13 protein-coding genes are annotated in these 20155 nt (G+C 43.7%); 3 read left to right on the plus strand and 10 right to left on the minus strand.

Features of this window, described 5'->3' with window-relative positions; all coding sequences use genetic code 11:
* Window positions 1–59: 59 nt before the first annotated feature.
* From LC091_RS14715 to LC091_RS14730, 4 genes are all read right to left on the minus strand, one after another.
* A complete protein-coding gene (locus LC091_RS14715; protein ID WP_226682790.1) occupies window positions 60–1139 on the minus strand; it encodes a carbohydrate-binding protein in 1080 nt (359 codons plus the stop codon).
* A 94-nt stretch (window positions 1140–1233) separates the two neighbouring features.
* Window positions 1234–1596, minus strand: coding sequence for a PH domain-containing protein (locus LC091_RS14720; RefSeq protein WP_226682791.1), 363 nt, complete (start codon window positions 1594–1596; stop codon window positions 1234–1236).
* A gap of 434 nt (window positions 1597–2030) precedes the next feature.
* Window positions 2031–3188, minus strand: coding sequence for an ABC transporter permease (locus tag LC091_RS14725; RefSeq protein WP_226682792.1), 1158 nt, complete (start codon window positions 3186–3188; stop codon window positions 2031–2033).
* Window positions 3178–3930 carry an ABC transporter ATP-binding protein gene (locus LC091_RS14730; protein WP_226682793.1) on the minus strand — a complete coding sequence of 251 codons (753 nt, stop codon included), beginning with the start codon at window positions 3928–3930 and terminating at the stop codon, window positions 3178–3180. Before LC091_RS14730 ends, LC091_RS14725 begins: the two co-directional genes overlap by 11 nt.
* 190 nt (window positions 3931–4120) lie before the next feature.
* Here LC091_RS14730 and LC091_RS14735 point away from each other — a divergent pair, with 190 nt between their 5' ends.
* Window positions 4121–4819 (plus strand): LytR/AlgR family response regulator transcription factor, encoded by a 699-nt coding sequence (locus LC091_RS14735; RefSeq protein ID WP_226682794.1) that lies wholly within the window; start codon window positions 4121–4123, stop codon window positions 4817–4819.
* 98 nt (window positions 4820–4917) lie between these two features.
* Window positions 4918–5811, plus strand: coding sequence for a sensor histidine kinase (locus tag LC091_RS14740; protein ID WP_226682795.1), 894 nt, complete (start codon window positions 4918–4920; stop codon window positions 5809–5811).
* 190 nt (window positions 5812–6001) lie between these two features.
* Here the strand turns inward: LC091_RS14740 and LC091_RS14745 are convergent, their stop codons facing one another.
* Genes LC091_RS14745 through LC091_RS14755 form a run of 3 tightly spaced genes read right to left on the minus strand, consistent with a single transcriptional unit; the run spans window position 6002 to window position 10846 of the window.
* Window positions 6002–7750: a DUF2357 domain-containing protein gene (locus tag LC091_RS14745; RefSeq protein ID WP_226682796.1), complete on the minus strand. Its 1749-nt coding sequence runs from the start codon at window positions 7748–7750 to the stop codon at window positions 6002–6004.
* Window positions 7734–9764: an McrB family protein gene (locus LC091_RS14750; RefSeq protein WP_226682797.1), complete on the minus strand. Its 2031-nt coding sequence runs from the start codon at window positions 9762–9764 to the stop codon at window positions 7734–7736. The genes LC091_RS14745 and LC091_RS14750 overlap by 17 nt, the downstream gene beginning before the upstream one ends.
* Before the next feature lie 5 nt (window positions 9765–9769).
* Window positions 9770–10846 carry a hypothetical protein gene (locus tag LC091_RS14755; RefSeq protein ID WP_226682798.1) on the minus strand — a complete coding sequence of 359 codons (1077 nt, stop codon included), beginning with the start codon at window positions 10844–10846 and terminating at the stop codon, window positions 9770–9772.
* A 315-nt stretch (window positions 10847–11161) separates the two neighbouring features.
* Here LC091_RS14755 and LC091_RS14760 point away from each other — a divergent pair, with 315 nt between their 5' ends.
* Window positions 11162–12226, plus strand: coding sequence for a GIY-YIG nuclease family protein (locus LC091_RS14760; RefSeq protein ID WP_226682799.1), 1065 nt, complete (start codon window positions 11162–11164; stop codon window positions 12224–12226).
* A gap of 333 nt (window positions 12227–12559) precedes the next feature.
* Here the strand turns inward: LC091_RS14760 and LC091_RS14765 are convergent, their stop codons facing one another.
* From LC091_RS14765 to LC091_RS14775, 3 genes are all read right to left on the minus strand, one after another.
* Window positions 12560–14017: a TIGR02710 family CRISPR-associated CARF protein gene (locus tag LC091_RS14765; protein WP_226682800.1), complete on the minus strand. Its 1458-nt coding sequence runs from the start codon at window positions 14015–14017 to the stop codon at window positions 12560–12562.
* Window positions 14018–14174: 157 nt separating this feature from the next.
* Window positions 14175–18011: a hypothetical protein gene (locus LC091_RS14770; RefSeq protein ID WP_226682801.1), complete on the minus strand. Its 3837-nt coding sequence runs from the start codon at window positions 18009–18011 to the stop codon at window positions 14175–14177.
* Window positions 18008–20155 carry a hypothetical protein gene (locus LC091_RS14775; RefSeq protein ID WP_226682802.1) on the minus strand — a complete coding sequence of 716 codons (2148 nt, stop codon included), beginning with the start codon at window positions 20153–20155 and terminating at the stop codon, window positions 18008–18010. The genes LC091_RS14770 and LC091_RS14775 overlap by 4 nt, the downstream gene beginning before the upstream one ends.

Here is a 20155-nt window from a genome sequence, read left to right on the forward strand (position 1 = left end):
TATGTGTGGTATTACCAGTTTATATTCTACTCTAATTAATTTCAATAATTTTCTGTTAATTATGCATACCACTTATGCCACATTTTCTTGTTGTTACCTCTTACAAAGGTATCAATTCTGCCCATGCCCCATGAAACGGCCGCTGGATGGGATTGCACTCCACCACGAGGTGCACCAAGATTGCCCCACTCACTCCAACGTTGGCCATTCCAATATTTTTGCCACATGCGGTTGTCATCGCCTTTTACAAAAACATCAATCCGATTCGGTGCCCAAGACGCTGCGGCTGGTGCTCCTTCAAACCCGCCTCGTGGGGTGCCTAGATTCTCCCAACGACTCCAACTTCTTCCGTCCCACCATTTGTGCCACATGCGCTCATTCAATCCTCTGACAAAACAATCGATCCGGTTTGGCCCCCATGACACGGCACCCGGGGAACCGGTCAAGCCGCCACGTGGGGAACCAAGATTTTCCCACTGACTCCAGCTGGATCCGTCCCACCACTTGTGCCACATGTTATTGTCCATGCCTTGAACGAAGCAGTCCAAGCGATTAGCTGACCAAGAAGATACAGATGGCGTACCTTTAAAGCCGCCACGCGGGGAACCTAAATCCTCCCACTGACTCCAACGCTGTCCATCCCACCACTTGTGCCACATCGCTTCATTGGCACCGCGAGCGAATGTATCGATACGATTTTGTCCCCATGATACAGCTGCCGGAGAACTTCTCAAGCCGCCTCGTGGTGCACCAAGATCATTCCAGCGACTCCAGCGTCTGCCGTTCCAGAACTTTTGCCATAATCGATTGTCTTCCCCACGAACAAACGTGTCGAGACGATTATTAGACCAAGAAGCAACAGCCGGTGCCCCTTTCATACCAAGTAACGGCGATCCAAGGTCCTCCCACTCTCGCCAGCTTGCACGCATTTCGTTTTCATTGTCGTCCGTTCTGTAATACGGATACGGGAACGGGCGTGGACGAGGATAGTAGTAAGGATAATAATATGGCGCCGGATAATATGGATAATAATAAGGATAAAATGGCCTTGGACGAGGATAGACATAAATCAAGCGCTCATCATTCGGCGTTTGCCGATATGCATAAGGATTCTGCCCATAATGTTGATAGGAATACATAAAAAAACCTCCCCTAACTAGACTTCTGCCTAATAGCTTATGCAGAAAGCGTGTGGGGAGGTGCATGTTCTATCTGGTTAATGGTTGGAGGGGATTATAAGATTTGCTCAGCAATTAAACGATCCAGCTTGCGGATATCCACTTTCTTGTTAATATTCAGCTTGAATGTACCAGCCTTTGTCCAAAGCTCAAGCTCTGCGTTGGTATCAAATGTACCTCCGTTTTCCGAAGAATACATCACAATGGATTTGAAAGGAATGGTATACATCTCTACTTTTTTGCCAGTGAGGCCTTGACGATCCGCAATAATAATTCGTTTATTGGTGACAACGGCTATATCGCGGATAGTTTTATACGCAATTTCCGCTCTTTCCCCTTCTATTAATATATCCTCAATGTCTCGGGTTACAGCTGTTTCTGACATAAAAGTCCAGGTCATTAATGTGTTAACTGCCATGTCTTTCATCCTCCTTTATTTCACTTATATTGATAGTATTATATAAAAATCGGATGAATCCTGCATGGAAGAGGGTATTTTTGGAGAATTGGTAGGCAGCGATCTAGCAGAAACCACCAACATATGGTCTTATCCATTGTAAAAATGATTTATCCATTGTAAGTGGGGACATATCCATTGTAAAAATGATTTATCCATTGTAAAAATCATATATCCATTGTAAATCCAATATATCCATTTTAACTTTCCAGCTCCCCTTTCCGCACTCTCAAACAAAAAACAAAGCTCCCATAAAAACGGGAGCTTTGCCACCAAATCCACTTTCCGTGCCAGCATCGAGGGTCAGACCCCTCTTTACCTCTTTACCTCTTTACTACTTCACCGTACAGCGGGTCAGACCCCTTTTTAAGACCCCTTTTTAAGCCCCCTTCTCCTTAGTTCATCACCCATTTATCCTTCAAAAACATGATTCTAGCAATCACAAAAGCGATAATAATGCAGATTAGGTTGCTTCCTACCATGATGGCAAGGTGTTCGTAGTTGATGATGCCGAAGCTTAGTTCCTTCAAGATTGTGAAGATGTTCATGATTGGAATGGCAAAGTGTTGGAAGGAAAGCTCATTAACCCCAATGCCAGATATAATCATGATTGGGAACATCCCCATCATCATGATAGGTGAACTGTAGCTTTGTGATTCCTTTAATGTTTTTCCCATGATGCTTGTAACCATTAGCAAAGTAGCCGTGAACATCGCATAAACAAACGACACCAAGATGGAAACGATGATTACCATGTAGGCGTCCTCCCCAAACGCTATTGCTTTTTTAAGATTCTCTGTTAAAAAATTTATCTCAAGTGCCACGACAATTAACGTTATAACACCTGTAATAGAACCTATTGAGGTGATGGTTAACCATTTCGCCATAAGCAGTGTCATCCTGTTTACTGGCGTCATCAATAATGCTTCCATCGTCTTCTTTTCTTTTTCACCTGCGAACATGTCAGACGCAGCTGGTCCTGCACCAATACCTATAGCCATCCCTAAAATCAACGGCACCAACAAAGCCACAAGGTTGACACCCATGTTATCTTCCGTCAGCTCTTTTTGTTCTAAAGTAAATGGCGCAATCAAATCTTGGGAGGTCCCTTGCGCTTCCAAACGTTCCGCAATGACCCCCTTTTCAAAGTTTACAAGCGCCGCTCTCACCTGATCCATTAATACGGAAGAGTTCTGGCTGAACGAATCTCCGATAAGAGTTGCATTTGCAGCCGCTCCACTCTCCACATTTTCTAAAAAATCAGCTCCCAACACCAAGGCAGCCTGTGCGTCTCCCGCATCCAATGCTGCTTCCGGATCAGCAGATTTTACAAATTCAATTCTCTCAATAGTTGAAAACAATGCTTCCTCCTGTTCACCAAATGTCTCATTCACTGCCAGGGTAAACGTTTCCCCTTCTCCATCTGACATCATGTTTTCATAAAACAACACAAGTCCTGTCATCATCACTATCGGTAAAAAAACAGTCAATAAAAGCGTACGTCTGTCTCGGAAAGAGTCTTTCATTTCTTTAAAATAGATTTTACGAAGCATAATGTTCGTTCCCCCTTACAAGTTTGCTCATGAAAATATAGTTAAGGTCACGTGACCCTTCAGTTTTATATAACGCTTCCAAAGAGCCATGATGGACGAGCTCCCCTTTGTGCATCATCGCCACCGAATCACATAGCATACTCACTTCTTCCATGATGTGACTAGAAAAAATGATCGTTTTCCCCTCACGCTTCAACTGATGGACGAGCTGCCTGAACACATTCGAAGACGTTATATCCAACCCAGTGGTCGGCTCGTCAAACAGGATGATATCCGGATTGTGGATCAACGTTCGGGAAATTGCCACTTTTTGACGCATCCCCTTTGAAAACCCTCCAACCTTACGATTCAAGTAATCTCTCATTCCGAACATTTTTGCCAGTTCCTCGATACGCACCTTTGTCTCATGCTTACTCAATCCATAAAGTGCAGCAAAATACTCCAAATTTTCCCGAGCAGTCAGGCGGTCATACAAACCAGTTTCCCCTCCAAACAACACGCCTATATTCCTTTTGATGGCATCTGGATTCTTCACGGTATCAAATCCAGCAACACTGATAGTCCCCTCTGTAGGCGTTAAAAGGGTTGCAACTGCCCGTAACAACGTGGTTTTCCCCGCACCGTTCTCCCCAAGCAGTCCCACTACCTGCCCTTTGTTTACCGTAAATGTTACATGCTTAAGCGCCGTCACATAAGCCTTTTTATCTTGAAACTTCTTTGTTACTTGATTAATTTCGATCATGTTTCTTTCACCTCGTCTGTTTGATTTCTTGTTTTCATCATACAAACTAATTGCCGATGAATCTCTAGTTATGTCGCGAATATTCCATTTGATGTCGCGAAAATGACCATTCCATCCATTTTGATGGTAAAATAAAGATAATTACCATGAATATGGAATGCAATAATAACATCAAGGTGAGGGTTAAACCATGCGAGTTGGTCTTGTAGATGACAGATACATAGATTTGGACAAACTAAATGGAATTGTGGCAGCCGTACCGAATGTAGAGATCGTCTTCTCTACTCAATCAGCGGAAGAAGCCTATGAATATATAAAAAAAGAAGCAGTGGACCTTTTGATTGCAGACATTGAAATGCCGAACCTTTCCGGCTATGAACTAGCAGACATCATCCACTCACACGCATTGAATATCGCAGTCATATTTGTGACCGGCAGCAGTGGATATGCCGTCCACGCCTTCGAGTTAAACGTGCACGACTACATCATGAAGCCCTATCCAAAAGACCGTCTGTTGAAAAGCATAGAAAGATTATTGGAAAAATCCAAGTCTGCTGAAATTGCCGGCAGACTCTATCTTAAACAAAAAAACGACATCCACATCGTTCAAAAAAAGGACATCGTTTTTATTGAACGATCTGGCCGTTCCACCACCATCTACACAAAAAGCGGCCCAATCAAAACCTACCAGACATTAAATGAACTGGAAGGAGAACTGCGTGAGCGTGACTTTCTCCGCTCCCACCGTTCCTTCATCATCAACATTCATCATGTGAAAAACTTCTCCCTCTACGCGAAGAACTCGTACATCGTAACGTTTGAAGGTATGGAGGAACAGGCGATGATCACAAAAGATAAGGTGGACTTTCTGCAAGAGAACTATTTCTAAAAAAGGATTGATTAGCGTTGAGGACTTCCTTTATTTACTGGGGGGCGCTTGGGGCGCTCTTATTTTTACATATGCATGCACTTTTAGGCGAATGGATTATGTTCTATATCAGTCTATTGGTTGCCGCAGCACTCACGTTTTATTTTTATAGAAAAATAAATGTACAGATTGCAAGTTTAGATTGGAAAGTCAATAGTGTGCTCGGAATTGCACAGCTGCTGGTCGTGTCTATTGCCTTATTTGCTCCTCTACCACCTTGGTTGACTTTTGCACCCATATTAGTATTTGCAGCTGGAGAATATGTGAGGATAACGACCTCTCTCCATTTCACTAGATTACACCGGGACCTAGATCAACACGAGGAACAACGAGCTCACATCAATGAAACGTTCCGGATTGTCCGCAGCGAGCGACATGATTTCCTCAAACATGTTTCAGCCGTCCACTTTATGCTAGAGGACAGAGAGGCAGAAGAAGCCAAACGATATCTCGATGAGCTTGTGGAAAACTATGAAGAAACCAACTACTCTATTAGAGGAGAGCGCGGGGTGGTCGCTGGGGTGTTACATCAAATGTACCGACGCGGAAAAGCTGCCGGAGTCAGTGTGGTTTATGATTTAGACTTACCTTTGTCTACATTACCTATTGGCGACCAGAAAATCGTTGCTCTACTTGGGAATATGTTAAGCAATGGTTTAGACGCATGCGAGGAGTGGCAAACGGAACGCGGTCAGCAAGCCATATTGACTTTACAGTTTTATAAACGCAGCGGTCTGTATATGCTGATCTGCAAAAATAACACCTTGCCTGTACCGGTTAATGTACTTGACTCCCTGTTCGCTACATATGGACATACAACTAAGGGCGGCGAGCACGAGGGGTTAGGGACGAAAATAATCAAGGATATCGTGGAGGAGCACCAAGGATTTTTGGATTTTGTGTGTAAAAACGAGGAGTTTACCGTGAAAATTAAAGTTCCGGCGATACGGTAGGTGATGCGGGTGGATAGGTGACGGTGTAATTGTGGATATCCATTTTAAAAATGATATATCCATTGTAAGTGGGAACATATCCATTGTAAAACTGATATATCCATTGTAAATTCCAAATATCCATTTTAGCCCTCTCAAACAAAAAACAAAGCTCCCATAAAACGGGAGCTTTGCCAATATATCTGTCAGCCTATCTTATCCCTTCCTCCTCCGCCTCCAACAACATTTCCGCCACAAGCCATCGCAATGTCTCTTGGAAAACGGTCTGATCCTCAGCAGGCGTCAATGGCACAAGACTGATACTTTTCCCTGCCAGCTCCTCCACTTCAATCCCGCCATGCTTTTCCGGATAGAGCACAAGTACCTGATGAACAGGACGATACTTCTGCCAACGCTTTTTTCCATAGATATAGGGAGATCTCACGTTATCGGCATAGCTAGTCAGCTGCCTCATCGAATCTGTCAGCGCATGACGTTTGCGATACTTCATGTCAATCATAATGGTGCCAATATAGACTTCCCGCAAGAATAGATCCATCCGTACATCCGGGTTATTATTGGTCCCAGTCGTATACACTGGCACCGTCCATTTATCCGTTGCTTCCGGATGGCTCGGGATGGTTCCGTCATAGGTAATATGCAAAGAGATATCCCCAAACCTATATTGAATCATATTATCCTTTGCAACAGGCATACTAGTTATCTCAAAACTGCCACGCCCCCCATGCTCTCCACTGCCCCGCTTACCAAACACATCCACCACCTGCAGCCAACCCCAAATCTCGTATAACTGATCTGTCCGTTTCCACTGCTGACCAAGCCCTGTGTGCACGGGAAGCTCATCTCCTTGAAGTGCCTGGTCAATTTGATAGAGCTTTCGGTACCTTACATCCACAAACATCACTGTCGGAACAGCAAGCGCCTTCCTGTAAGAAACTTCCTGATACCAGTGACTGGATTTGACCAGACTTAACGCACCACTCATGCGCATTGCTTTCCCGCGATATTCCTTTAATTCCTCCACAAGGCGCCGTTTTCTCTCCAATGGAAGGGAAATGGAGAACGAATAATCCTTACGGCTCGATAACCCTTTGATGGTCGTATCCATACAAGCCACAAACTCATGCAACAATCGATTCCATTTTTCCAAAATTGCCTTTAACATCTGATTTTCCGGCAGGTCATAATTGATCCGCTTTTGCACGGATTTCACCAGATTCATCGTATCAGGACGTTTCAGCCGATGCTGAATGGACACAACGTCCACATGCGCAGGCATTTCAGCGGGTTGCATCTGGTATTCCTTCGCAACCGATGACCGCACCTTTTGGGCAAGGTCTGAAACAATGGCGTAAATATCGGTAAAATAATGCTGCAACACCTGGTACTGGCGAAACAATACCGGATCAATCCGCAAAGCTGCTAAACTCTTTGGGCTATGCTGTTTGCGGATGACGTCAAGCGCCACACCCTTTAATTTCCCATCCACATCAGAACGCATCGTTGCAAGCTGATCGTCAAATAACCTATTCGAAATAACTTTCACGAGCGTGTAAAACGTCCTCCCATCCGACGCTTCCACCCTCAAGCTATACAACCCGGGAATATAAGGATAATAATTATCGGATGTTGAATGCCTGAAAAGCGTTACATGACCATTGCAACCAAGATAATTTTCCTCTGAATCAGAATCCACCAGCAATCTGTCATCCCCAAGCCCATCAAATCCGTCCATATAACATCTAGCACCCTGATCCTCGCATCGAAACCGCAGCTCAAGATTCACGTTTTCGCGAATCTCCGTATACACATGAACAGATTCATCCCAGTCTGAAAGGTGCTCGACAAAGCTTTGAACCTCTGTATCCTCCCGAGATCCGTTTTGAAAAACATGTGTGAAAATAACCGAAAAGGGCTGTGTGCTACATGGTGTATCCATTATATTTCAGCTCTTTCGCTTTTTGTTTAATGACATTTCTGCTTTCCTTAAAAATCGATACATTTGTATACCGATCAAATAACCGGATAATCAAACTGCCTTCCACGGTATCTTTTTCACGGTTGTAGCGACCAAGCAGTTCCCTTAGCTGATCTTCAGACCCTCTCACCTTCGTCAGGATACGCTGGACAACTTGAAGATCAAAGGCATCCTCCCGTAAAATGTAGTCCTGCACCGGAAGATTCCCCAAATACTGATCAATCTGCTTCACAATTCGCGGACCTACCCCAACCTGCTTGTTCACATTTTGCATCATTTGGTGAACCTCCCACAATAATGCAAGTTCATCATCATGAAGACTTAAACTTCTATTTTTATATTGAAAAGATTCAAACGTGTCATAATCGACTTCATCTGCCCGAGCGACCATCCCTTTTTTCTTTTCCGGAAGCTGTTTCATCTCCGTGAACGGCATCACATCTAGTGACAATACATTTGCCCGGTCCAACACTTTATCTGAAAAATGATACGTCGACTCATCCATATTGACGGTTCCGACAAACAAAACGTTTTCACGGATTACGATAGTCGGCGGGTATTGAGCAGAATTGTATAACCTGCTCTCTAAATCATCGTTATACAGTCTCAACACACGCTTCCCATGATCCATTTCCAAAATCGATAAGAATTGAGAAAAATAATGCTCCACTCTTGCCAAGTTCATCTCATCAAAACAGATAATGTACAGTCTGTCCTTGTCATCTTCTGCCTTTCGAAGAGCATTGATCAGCCCCGAATCGCCTGGACGGTACACCATGTTCAGCGTATCCGCATAACCAATCAGATCTGAATCCGATGTCCAGGACGGACTTACCGGAATGACCGTCAGCTGCTCTCCTTTTAACCCAAGAGACTGACTATACAACTCCACCAATTTCGTTTTCCCCGTTCCGCTCATCCCAGACAAAATGACAAGAGAGGACGACTTCATGGAGGTGTGAAAATTGATCAGATTCTCTTTCCGATAAATGAGTCCGGCATCCTGCGTATGGCTGTATAGAAGCTCCAAAAACTCTTGTTCCTTTTCATTTCCTTTTGGGGCAGAAACGTTGATTTCACTTGAAGGCTTTTCCATAACCGATACGGCAACCTCTTGCCTGCTGCTTTGAATTTCCGGGGAGGTTTGCGGTTCTATGGAAGGTGGCCCACTCCCCGTATCTTGAAGATAGTTTTCTCGAGCAGACTCGCTAGCTGGGACCTTTACCGCCTCTTGTTCTTCTATACGATGCAATAATTCTTCATAAATCCCAATCGGCACAAATGCAACATTTGGACTCTCATCCGTAAGGTAGCACTCATCCAGCCACTCTTCTTCCAAGTCAGCCTTCTTCAACTCATCCCTCAATTCAAAGTTGAAACCACCATGTGCGTACTGATGTTTTTCAAACACGCCGTACACAGAGAAATGTTCGTCCTCGTCCGTTTCTTCTTTCCAAAGCACAATAGGTGGCGTGTCATTTGTCTCATGTGACACTTCAGCTATGCGCCCGACAAATTTCTTATCCACAAGCCTTGAAGTAAATTCCCTTTGATCCAGCCCACTTAATTTTTTGCTGAATATAGGAACAGGAATCAGCTTTAAGTCCTTTTCATAGCTTGGTAGCTTTGGCATCACCCTCACTCCGAACATGTTATACACTTCTTCATGATTGTAACGAATGCGTTTTTCCACTTTGAAAATTAACAGCCGATCATCCAGCCATTCGCGTAACTTTTCTTTACGGATAAATTCTGGCTGCGTATAATCATCCTCAAATCCCCATTTTTCCAAATCGGAATAAAACCCGGTCACCGCTTTGACATTCGGAAAACTTTCGGCAGGTTGCGAAATGATTCGGACAAAAAACTGGAGACTGTCCTGCTTATTTATTAAAATCGAGTCCCGGTACAGTAGCTCACTCTGATCAACATCTGCCAGCACACCAACTAAGTCATTCTCCCAAACCTTATTCATCTCTCTCAACCTTTCTCTATATAACGTTTCATTGTCGGGAAATCGCTAAATTCTTTAATATTTTTCTGTACCGTCCGTTTTATTTTCCTTCTCATCTGCGGCGGCACAAGATACGTCATCATCCAAACCTCATCGCATGTTTCAAGTAAATCCGACTCTAACGCTTTTGGAACGTCCTTTAGTTCCAACACATGAAAACTGTGTTTTGCTGAATTTTCTGTTAATTTATTTTTAGGGTCTCCCACCAAAACGATTTCCTTTTGGTCCGTTGCAGTAGATTGTTTTTCTTCCACCTTAGCTGTTGTTGCGGCCACTTCTTGTTGTTGATGAAGCAACATCGCGTTTAAGCGGGAAATTTCCCCCTTCAACTTTGCCACTTCCTCTTTCAACGCTTCATTTTCCTCTGCGGTTTTCTTGTTATTTTCAACCGTCTCCCTGTGTTGCGCCCGTTCTGTTCCAAGTTCCTGCTGCAGCTTTAACTTCTCGCTCAATGCTGATTGTTTCTCTTCCTTAGATTGCTGCTTTAACTGTGAGTACTTTTTTTCCCACTCCGCTATTTTCGCACGCAGATCCTTGTTCTTGTCTTCGGATTTATTCCACTTTTTCTCCCACTCCGATTGGGAGACGAATTCTGCTTTTTCAGGTGAAGTTTCTTCTTTCTCTTTTTCCTGCCTGTCTACAAGACTACTTAAATCATCCACATTATATTTTTCTAGCAACGTCTCTTCCAGCTCCAGCGCAAGCTTTTCAAACTTCTCCTCTTCGCTCGCATATAAGCCACCAAGAATTAAATGCAGCTCTTTACCTTCTTCATATATTTCAATCAATGCATCCAGCGTAATCTCTTCTCCTTTGTCCGCCGGTTCATCTGCTTCGTCATCGTTTATGGTGTAATAAGCTTTTATCATTTTTAGATTTCGCGGTTTCAAGGCCTCTGCGATAACCATCGCCCTTGCGTGTTTTATATTTTCTTGATTTATTTGGCGAAAGCCTTTTACCTGTATCGACCAAAAGTCCACTAACTCCACCAATTCCACATCCGGAATCGTACTAAATACCTTTTTCCATGTTTCCCTGCTCAATTGAATGACCCCCTCTTATTTCTTGTGAATCTCCTGTTTTCTTTGGTACTCTATTAAGTAATGACACTTCTAATTCTACATGAATACACGCGTTTTTGTAAGGTTTCGAAAATTTAAACATAGAACTATCTTCCTAGAGAGCTCTTTTCAAGTCGGCAATTGGACTTTTTACTTCTTACCTACTTTAGAAATCGCAAGTAGTATGCTTCATATGACAGAGAAAAGAGCACGACAGTAAGTTATATTACGGCTAATTTAACTATGCGAAACAACAACAAATTTTACGAAAACAGTCCGCTAGAGAGGTGATTGGTTATGAGTCTTTTAGAAAAAATCAAAGAAATCCCTGCAACACCAGGCGTTTATCTAATGAAAGACTCTCTAGGCCAAGTCATCTATGTTGGAAAATCAAAACGCCTTCGTCAACGGGTTCAGTCTTACTTTAGGGAGTCTTCCGCTCACTCAAACAAAGTCCGAAAACTTGTCAAACATATAAGAGATATAGAAATCATCGAAACAGACACGGAATTTGAAGCCCTTCTGCTCGAATGGCAGCTCATCCAAGAAATACGCCCACAATACAACCGGCAAATGAAAACACCAGAGGCTTTCCTCTATCTAACCATCCGAAAAGTCGGCAAGCTCTATCGCCTCCGCCCATCCACCCAACCCTTGCGTGGAGGCGATGGCTGGAGCTTTGGACCATATACAAGCAGAAAAACAGTCAGTTTTGCAATACAAGGATTGAAAGATGTGTACCGACTAAACTGCTCTAACCCCGCCATTAATGGTTCCCCCTGTCTAAACTACTCCCTTGGCCTATGCCGTGGCATCTGTCTTGGCGGCAAAGCGGTAGGTGAATACAATGCAATAGTGGAACAGCTCATCGCCTTGCTTAACGGGGAAAGTCCCGAGTTGCTGGAAGACATGCAGCGAGAGATGCAGCAGCTTGCTGCCAACTTGGATTTTGAGCGTGCAGCCAGATACCGCAACTGCATTCAATCCTTGCAGGCACTCCTGCAAAAAGAAGATGTGATGGACTTTACGGAAGGCAATCATTTAATGTTGGTGGCGGAAAAGCTGGATGAACAAAGGGTGAAGTGCTTTTTGATTAGGAGGACGGATGTATTGTTTAGTGAGGTTTATGGCGGTGAAAACGGAGTGGATGAGGAAGTCCTTCAGGATATTATCGCGAGGCTCTCGGATGAACTTTCTGACGCTCCCTCAGCTGCAGCGCGTGAAGTTAGCCGCTTTGAAATCGATAAAGCGCAAATTATCTATAGTTATTTGCGGAGTGGGAAATGTAAGTATAAAATGATCGGTCACGAGGATTTTGGTGCGTTGGAATCGATGATTTCTGAGATTTTTTCAAAGGAATAGTAGAGAAATCATCTCTGGCCAACCAATTTTCGCATGAAATGGTTGGCTTTCATTGTGTTTTTTCAGGTATACTCTCGAGTTGGTGCCGAAATTGGACAAGTTCGTGCGGAAATCACTCGAGTTCGTGCCAAATCGGGGCAAGTTCGTGCGGAAATCACTCGAGTTCGTGCCAAATCGGGGCAAGTTCGTGCGGAAATCACTCGAGTTCGTGCCAAATCGGGGCAAGTTCGTGCCAAAATGCCCCTAGTTCGTGCCAAACAAGCAAACACATCAAAAATAAAGAAGCATGGAAAGGGGCACTCGCCCTTCACATGCTTCCAACCTTCATCAACCTCACACACTCACTAACCTACTTCTCAAACTAATATTCACAAACGAATAGGCACTGGAAAACTCCTCAAAACCTACCGCAGAATCCAGCGTGTGTTTATCATGATTCCACACAAAGTTACTCAAGCCCTTAATCCGGTTATAGAACCCTTCCACCTGCTCTTCTGTCAACAGTTCAAACCCATGAACAAGACGGCTTTTATTCCGCAAGGTAATCATGTTATTCATATCTGCAAGTCCAATATCGCGAATCATTGGCTCTTGCAGTGCCCTTAGCAAAATCATCCCGCTCATCAGGGTTATTTTGTTTGGAAAATAATGCAGCGGCCGGTAATTCGGAAATACCTGCTCCCCTAGCACATTGTAATCCTTCAACAACTGTTTCTGATCCAAATGACTGAAGCTTGCATTGGTCGTATAAATACCATGCTTCAACAACAACCTCTGAACCGTCATCTCCAAACATCTATACGTCAAAAGGGCGGTAATATCATGTTTGTTATTGGATTTATAGTGCTTTGTCATCTCAAACAAATAAGCATAAAGATGCCAGTATAACTGATCATTGCTCAGTTTTTCACGGTCGGAGCGGTCATGTAATGTCATCAGCGGTTCGATCGCTTTCAACTGCTTACGCAATTCATCGGTAGGCACCTCTGATAACTCCATTCGTTCGGCCCATTCCACCGCTTTCCTTATGTAGTCATGTGCCTGATCAAACCGCATCGATTCCAGATGAGCATAACCAACAGCCAGATTTTCAAGCACCTCATACTTACGAGGATTGATCACCCGCTCCTTAATAGCCTTAAAAATCTCTGCCGCCGCTTCAAAATCCTCACTGTTGAACTTGGCAATGCCACGCTTATATTCATTCTGTCCAAACACCACAAGCGGGTCCTGCAGAATCATCGGCTCCTCTTTTCCAAGATAGCCGCTACCGGATTCCTCCTTATGAATATAAAGCAGGTCCATCCCAAGATGATTTGCCGTCAGCGTGCACCCGGTCACCATACTTTTCGTACCATCCGTAATGTCAATGGCCACCCTATTAAGCTTGTTCTCTTGCATAATTCTATTCTTTTCAATGAACTTGTTAATCATTTCATAAACATCTGTGCCATTCGTTTTCCGGATGACTTCATGATCGCACTGCGTATGAATTAACTCAGCCCTTTTACAAATCTCATCCACATACTGCTCCGTATCCTCTGAACATAGGAAGAAGACTCGCTTAGGTCTCAACGCCTTAATCCACATCACCAGTGGCTCGATGTTGTAGCCGACAGTCATGATCAGATAGTCGTACTCCTGTATTTCTCGGTTTGCCTGTTTTTCAGCTACCTTTTTCTGAAAATTAAAACAGACACTATCAAACAAGTGCTGAAAATAATATTCCCTGGCTACTTCTCTATTTTCGTGGAGTTTTTCGTAATAATTTGAAAGGTGTTGTCTCATCATAATCTCAAGCCTCCTTAATATGTTATTAGTATCCCATAGTGATAATAGTAAAAATATCCTATTAATATTATAAAAGAAACTATATCTTTAAACCATATAGTACCACCTAAAAACCCCTTTTCAATGAAAAGAGGCTTTCAAATTTAGAACTATCCGACTAAGATGAACTTTCTATCACATAAATCCCAAACGGCGACTCCAATCTCCCATCCTTCTCCATCATTTCCATCAAGTCACGGTATCCTTGCCCGTAGACGTCATTTCTTCTCATCAACGATCCATGAATTTTGTCTGCGTATTCTTTCTCGCCGATGGAGCGGGCGTAGTGAACTTCGATCCAGCTGGCGAAGCCTTCGATTTCTTGGATGGTCATGTATTGCATGTTCAGGTTGTCGAACTGCCAAACATGGGTGAGTTCGTGGGCCAGGGTGATGGCGGTTTGGACGCGCGGGGCGCCCATTTCGATATAGACGGAAATGTTTTTTTCCTTATCCATAACGGCACGGCCGACCATTCTTGGATTGTATTTGATTGTCGGGACGAACGGGATCCCGCTTAGTTCGTGCAGTTTTTTGGCGCTGTGCAGCTTCATGTGGATGTCGCGTCGCAGCTCAATTCCAAATGAGTTGACGAAGTATTGGCGGATTTCCGGGTAAATCGCTTCCACCTGTGACACTTCGGTGATGGCGGTTTGTGTGCAATAGGAGCACCGATGGATCCCTTCGTCCACTTCTTCAAAATCAGTAGAATAGTATTCTTTGGCACAAAAATCGCATTCTATTTTTTCCATGTCCTCGTCGTTCAGTTGCACAGGTTTATGATTGCCCTGGCGGAGCTCACGCAGACAACCAGCTGGCAGCAATGTTCGGATCAGGGACGATGTTTCTTCCAAAGCAAAGACTTGCGGAACATCAGCAGCACCCATTTTTAAGAAAGTCGCATGGTTAGCGCGGTCCTCCAGAAGCCATGCGAGATAGTCATCCACAATTTCAAGGATGTGTTCCCAGTTTTCCTGAATGGAGGCGAGCAGTCCGAGCTGAAGTGGAGAGTCTTCAATAAAATAGAGCTCCACGGCTTCTTCGCTCGTATGTTCCACCTTTAGTGTTGGAAACAGACCTTCAATGAGCTCCTCGTTCTCTTTGTAGGTTTCCTTGAACCCTTCAGACAGCTTTGTAGTCGCCGTTACATACATATGAGATGACGGGAACAGGCTGAAGAACGTTTCATTTAAAAGGAAGGTCAAAGTGAAGGCGATTTTCTCTTTATTTTCTAAGTCATATAAACCTTGGCGGTGACGAAGGGACACTTTGAGCACCTTTCCATTTGGGTAGATTCGTCTTGCCTGCTGTTTTTGCTTTTCCGTCAGAGTTTGATAGGATCGAAAAGCATCATCAAAATTAATATCATTTTGGAATTTGAAATAGCCATCCGTCACAACATCAACCACTGTTTCGCCTGTTTGAAACGCCTGCTCATAAGGACCGACCTGCTTGATGTCTGTTACACCAACCAGATCACCTATGGTGTAGGTCTGGTTCTGACGGTACATCGTTTTGCCAGTGAGAGACTGAAAGCTAACATCCACTTGCTTCATCTCTTCATTGAATTCATTCATTCTAAACAGCTGCCCATCTAGAGTTAATAGTTGTCCTGGCAAGTATTGCTGAAAAAGATGGCCGCCGAACACACTGCCGATAATTTTACCGGTATGGGTTTTGAATTCAAAAAAGTCATAGCTGTTTTTGGTTAGCATTTCTCTAACCCTTACTGCGAATTTGTAAGAGACGGTTTCTTCAAAACTCTTACTTTTCGGGTGAAAGCTCCGGTCCTTTTTTACTTCAATTGCATGGCGATAGTCCTCTTCCGCTCCAAAGTGTTGTTGAAAGAAACGGTTTATTCCTTCCATTACAATTGGCTCTTGAATATCCGCGTTTCGTAGAAAGCTTTTCACTTCCTGCTCCGGGATATAGGTATGGGACATTCTTTCTAGTAAAAATAAGGCAGCGCCCCAATTTCGTTTTAATAGTCGCGGTGCCAGTGGTGACACCTTTCTGTTGTTGTTGAGGTAAAATTCCGCAGTGCCAGCCAAGTAGTCACGGAGCAAATAAGGCGGGCTGGTGATGTGCACAAATAGCTCATCTTTGGCATTGGACCAACACTGTGAAAGCGTGTCAATCAGGTTGTAGTTCAAATCACGCACAAGAAACAAGCCCTGCTCCTCCCTCGGAACCTCCCAATAATTTTTGTAATAACGGGAGCGTTTCTGGAAAGAATCGATATAGTCATCGGAGATATACAATTCCCTCAGATGGTTACGGTTGTCGATTAGTTCGTCGACACTTTCTGAGACAGGGTTTTTGTCTTGATACAGATAGCTGATTTTTTCAATGTTATATTTCAATGCAATCGTTGCAAGCACCGCTTCAGGTTCAATCACACGATGAGTAAGCTTTGGAAACAACCGCTTCTGAAAATGCTCCTTCCCCTCCTGACGCCACACTATGTAATAGAAGTTTCTGCTTTTCGGAACGGTGGCGAGCGTGTCATGGATATTGGCCTTCGTGATTTTTCGCAAGGATGCCTCAAGCCCCTCTCCCCACTGGGAAAGAACAATAAATTGCGGCTCCTTCTTTAAATAATCCTCGAGTCTTAATGTAAACGTATGAACAAGCATGCCGTATTCCATAATGATACGTTCTGCCTCTATCATCAGCACCGCTTCAAATTCGGCCGTTCCATTGGCATGCTCGAAATAGTCGTACACGCCTCTTTCCATAAGGTTTTCCGGAGCAAGTACGAGAATATTCGTTTCCAGATTTTCTTCGATTGTCTGATTCAAAGTAGCTACCTTCCACAGAAAGTCGATCCCACTTGAACGTTTAATGCCCTCTTCTATCCAATCCACTGCAAGTTCGGCACTCTGTTTATCTTTTGTCAGCACAACGATTTTTTTATTTTTTACAAGCATGGACGTGATGGCAGGAAACAGAAACGGACTAATTTCCTCATAGACCGGGTCTTCCAAAAGAACGTCCTTTTCCTGAAGGATATTTTTCAACAATTCCATATGGCTTGCCCGCAAAGGAATGTTACGCTTTTGCAGGCGCTGTAGTATCTCCGTGAACTGCTTTTCCACTTCTCCGAGGGCTGGATCTGTGCCCATTAGAGCTAAACTTGGAGTGGAAACCGTCTGTGTTTCAATATGTCCTTGGGTAAGAACCCGCTCCGGCCACATATCTTGGTAGACATTGAACAGATCCTTGTATTTGGAATTGAGCTTCGATTTGCTGTTCTCCCCTTCGAATGTCTCTTGGCGCAGCTTTGGCTTCTTACCGCCAAGGAACCAGGCACATTCTAAAATGACGATTAGAGAAAGTGCCGGATAAGTTGGAAGGAACGGCTGGATCCCTTCTATTCTCCCAAAGACTACGCCTGCCATATACAAGAAGATGATGAGAGCTGGAAGAAAACCAATAAACACAAACACATTCCGTGGAAAGAACCATTCAGGCTTTAAAGTGATACTCCGTTTATCATCATAGTAGGCGATGGCTACAGTACGGGAATCGCCATTTTTTACAATCAAGCGATTTCGAATATTTACAGGCAACCGCTGAATCAGCTTAACAAATAAGGAGTTGCGAGAACCTCTGGAAAATCGGTTGATCCCTGATAACTTTGCTAGTATCCAAGAGCCTGTTACTTCTAATGTTTTTGCAGTCATTTTCAATCCTAAAAACAACAACAGGATAACCAGATTTAAAAAGAGCAGCACGGCCCCTTCTAAAAATGGAAATCTTTCATAGGCCATAGTGATATATGGGTTGGACAGCACATAATCAATTCGGAGGACCGCCAAGCTGAACAAGACGCCAATAAACGGAAACCATAGCTGTTTATGTCTTTTTTCTTCTTTATAATTGGTCACCCAAAGCAATCCGAGAATTCCAAGGAACACGACGATAGAAGTAAATAATAATAGCCATTGATTCATAGTTTATACACCTGATCTTTTACTAATCTTAGCTCCTGAATGACATGAAGATAGCCCGCATGTACGGAGCTTTTTTGTTTGCCAACCGAGATGGACAGTTTTTCAAGTTCCGTCTCCTTTTCGATCTGACAGTCAAATGGCGAATAGATGGGGCTTTGTGAAACATCCACATCTGATTTAAACTTTGTTTCAAAAAAATCATGGTATTCCTTGTTTAGTTTCGGTGAGAGTCCGAGGTTTTTAATCAGCCTTCCACACGTATCAAGAAACTCATCGACCCTGCTTTGATGATAGCGGAGCTGATGATTCTCCCGCTTAATCCGTTCATAATGAGCTTTGACGGTTTCATAATATTGTCTCGTCCGATAAAGCTCATACATTTTATTCAAGTAGTTGTTGTATTTCCGATGACTTTCCTGCTGGCTTTGCAAAAGCTCCTTGCGCTTGTCTTCTGATTTCTTGCTCAACCGTTCCACCGGCCTTAGCATATAAGACTTTACTAGAAAGCCAATCGCAAACACCCCAAACAGCAATCCTCCAGGTACGATAGAATAAGATAGCCAGTTGTTGCGAAAATCGATAGTACTCCAGTCAAGGGAAAACAACTGAGGGGCCAAAAGCATAAGTCCCGATACTCCCATTGCAATGGCTACCTGTTTTTTGGTTGGACAGGCTCTCGAGTAAATCTCCATATAGAAGTTAGCAACCTTTTCATGCTTTTCCCACTCTTTCGCCTCGACACTCTGACCTGGCTCATTTTCATCCAACTCCGCATATAACGTATCGACTTTATCTTTTAACTCTTCCAAGTACTCGGTGATTTCGACTTTTTCCTCATCAAGCACGGACTTCCTTCTTTTCAACTGTTGAATTTTTTTTGCACCTGCTCGCGCACCAGAAATCATATCCTTTTCCCTATTCTTCAGTTCTGCGCTTACCCCATTCATGTACCTTTCCCATTCAAGCATGTAAGTCTCTTGGTTACTAATTTTAAAGATGGGAGCGGAGAGATCCTCATTGTCCTTTAGTGGTTCTGTGGAATATGGCTGCACTTGCACCTCTTCAAAGCGATTATGCGTCAACTCTTGTCGGTCTAAGAGCTTGCTCTCAATCTTGGTCCTCGCGGCATGAAGAGAAGAATCATAACCAGATAGCATCTCCTCTAGTTTTCCGCTTCGCAATACCACTTCCAATTCAAAAATACCACCGGGGGAGATTTGTGAAAGGATGTGTTCCTTGAACGCGACGGCATTCAAGAATAAGGCGATATTGATAAGGGCTGTTGTTCTTTTTTCCACTGAGTAAATCGCCGAAGTCTGACGGATAATCCGGTAATCTCCAATCGCTGACTGAATAGATAGCCTTTCCTTTAACAGTTCCTTCAAGATAGCAGATGGGGCGAAATTGGCGAGTTCTTCCACAAGAGGCGGGATTTTTTTTCGTTGCAGCAATTGCAAAAAGGAAGCTTCCAAGCTTTCCAATTCTGCTAGCATCAGTTTTTCCCCATGGATGTTCTCCCGATATAACATCTCTTTCTTTTCTCTGATAATCTCAATGAATTTCCCCGAAACCCGGTTTATTTTTTCCACAAGAACAGAAATGAATGCTGGATCGGGGCGGTCAATCCGACCCGCTTCCGTCAGATTCAACTGATTGCCCCATGTGGCATCAAGTTCTTCTAGTTCCCTTTGTACAAACATATTCGCCGGATGAGACACTGGTATTTCATCAAAATAATACCCCTCATTGTCCAGCTGCCAATATGGATTGCTTTCTCCATCATCAGGAGCAAAATTTGCTGTCCTTTTAATAGGATCAAGCATCAAAAAGGCCACCGTGCGTGGCGGCAGTTCATGTTCAATGAACTGCCGGAAAAACTTCTCCCTCATTTCTTGTAAAAGACAGGTAAGACGCTTCGTGTTCAGCTTCGCACAGGGAACGGTTGTCAGCACGACCGCCTGCCATTTGGTCACCCTAAATTGGGACATATGGTGGGTGATTTCGTGATACAGCTTGTCGTAGGAATTCCCATCCTCCACCTGGTAGATAGAAAGCTGACCTGCGCTCTGAACCTTGTAAAAGAACGGTTCGATCAGATGCCAATCCTGCGGGACATCTTGTAATTGGATGACAATTGTATGCAT

The sequence above is a fragment of the Sutcliffiella horikoshii genome (genome assembly GCF_020524325.1).
Lineage (GTDB): Bacteria > Bacillota > Bacilli > Bacillales > Bacillaceae_I > Sutcliffiella_A > Sutcliffiella_A horikoshii_D.

Coding starts and splice junctions, on each gene's coding strand:
- LC091_RS14735 (WP_226682794.1), top strand. CDS start 4,121: ATGCGAGTTGGTCTTGTAGATGACAGATACATAGATTTGGACAAACTA.
- LC091_RS14740 (WP_226682795.1), top strand. CDS start 4,918: ATGTTCTATATCAGTCTATTGGTTGCCGCAGCACTCACGTTTTATTTT.
- LC091_RS14730 (WP_226682793.1), bottom strand. CDS start 3,930: ATGATCGAAATTAATCAAGTAACAAAGAAGTTTCAAGATAAAAAGGCT.
- LC091_RS14715 (WP_226682790.1), bottom strand. CDS start 1,139: ATGTATTCCTATCAACATTATGGGCAGAATCCTTATGCATATCGGCAA.
- LC091_RS14775 (WP_226682802.1), bottom strand. CDS start 20,155: ATGCATACAATTGTCATCCAATTACAAGATGTCCCGCAGGATTGGCAT.
- LC091_RS14745 (WP_226682796.1), bottom strand. CDS start 7,750: ATGGATACACCATGTAGCACACAGCCCTTTTCGGTTATTTTCACACAT.
- LC091_RS14765 (WP_226682800.1), bottom strand. CDS start 14,017: ATGATGAGACAACACCTTTCAAATTATTACGAAAAACTCCACGAAAAT.
- LC091_RS14720 (WP_226682791.1), bottom strand. CDS start 1,596: ATGGCAGTTAACACATTAATGACCTGGACTTTTATGTCAGAAACAGCT.
- LC091_RS14770 (WP_226682801.1), bottom strand. CDS start 18,011: ATGAATCAATGGCTATTATTATTTACTTCTATCGTCGTGTTCCTTGGA.
- LC091_RS14725 (WP_226682792.1), bottom strand. CDS start 3,188: ATGCTTCGTAAAATCTATTTTAAAGAAATGAAAGACTCTTTCCGAGAC.
- LC091_RS14750 (WP_226682797.1), bottom strand. CDS start 9,764: ATGAATAAGGTTTGGGAGAATGACTTAGTTGGTGTGCTGGCAGATGTT.
- LC091_RS14760 (WP_226682799.1), top strand. CDS start 11,162: ATGAGTCTTTTAGAAAAAATCAAAGAAATCCCTGCAACACCAGGCGTT.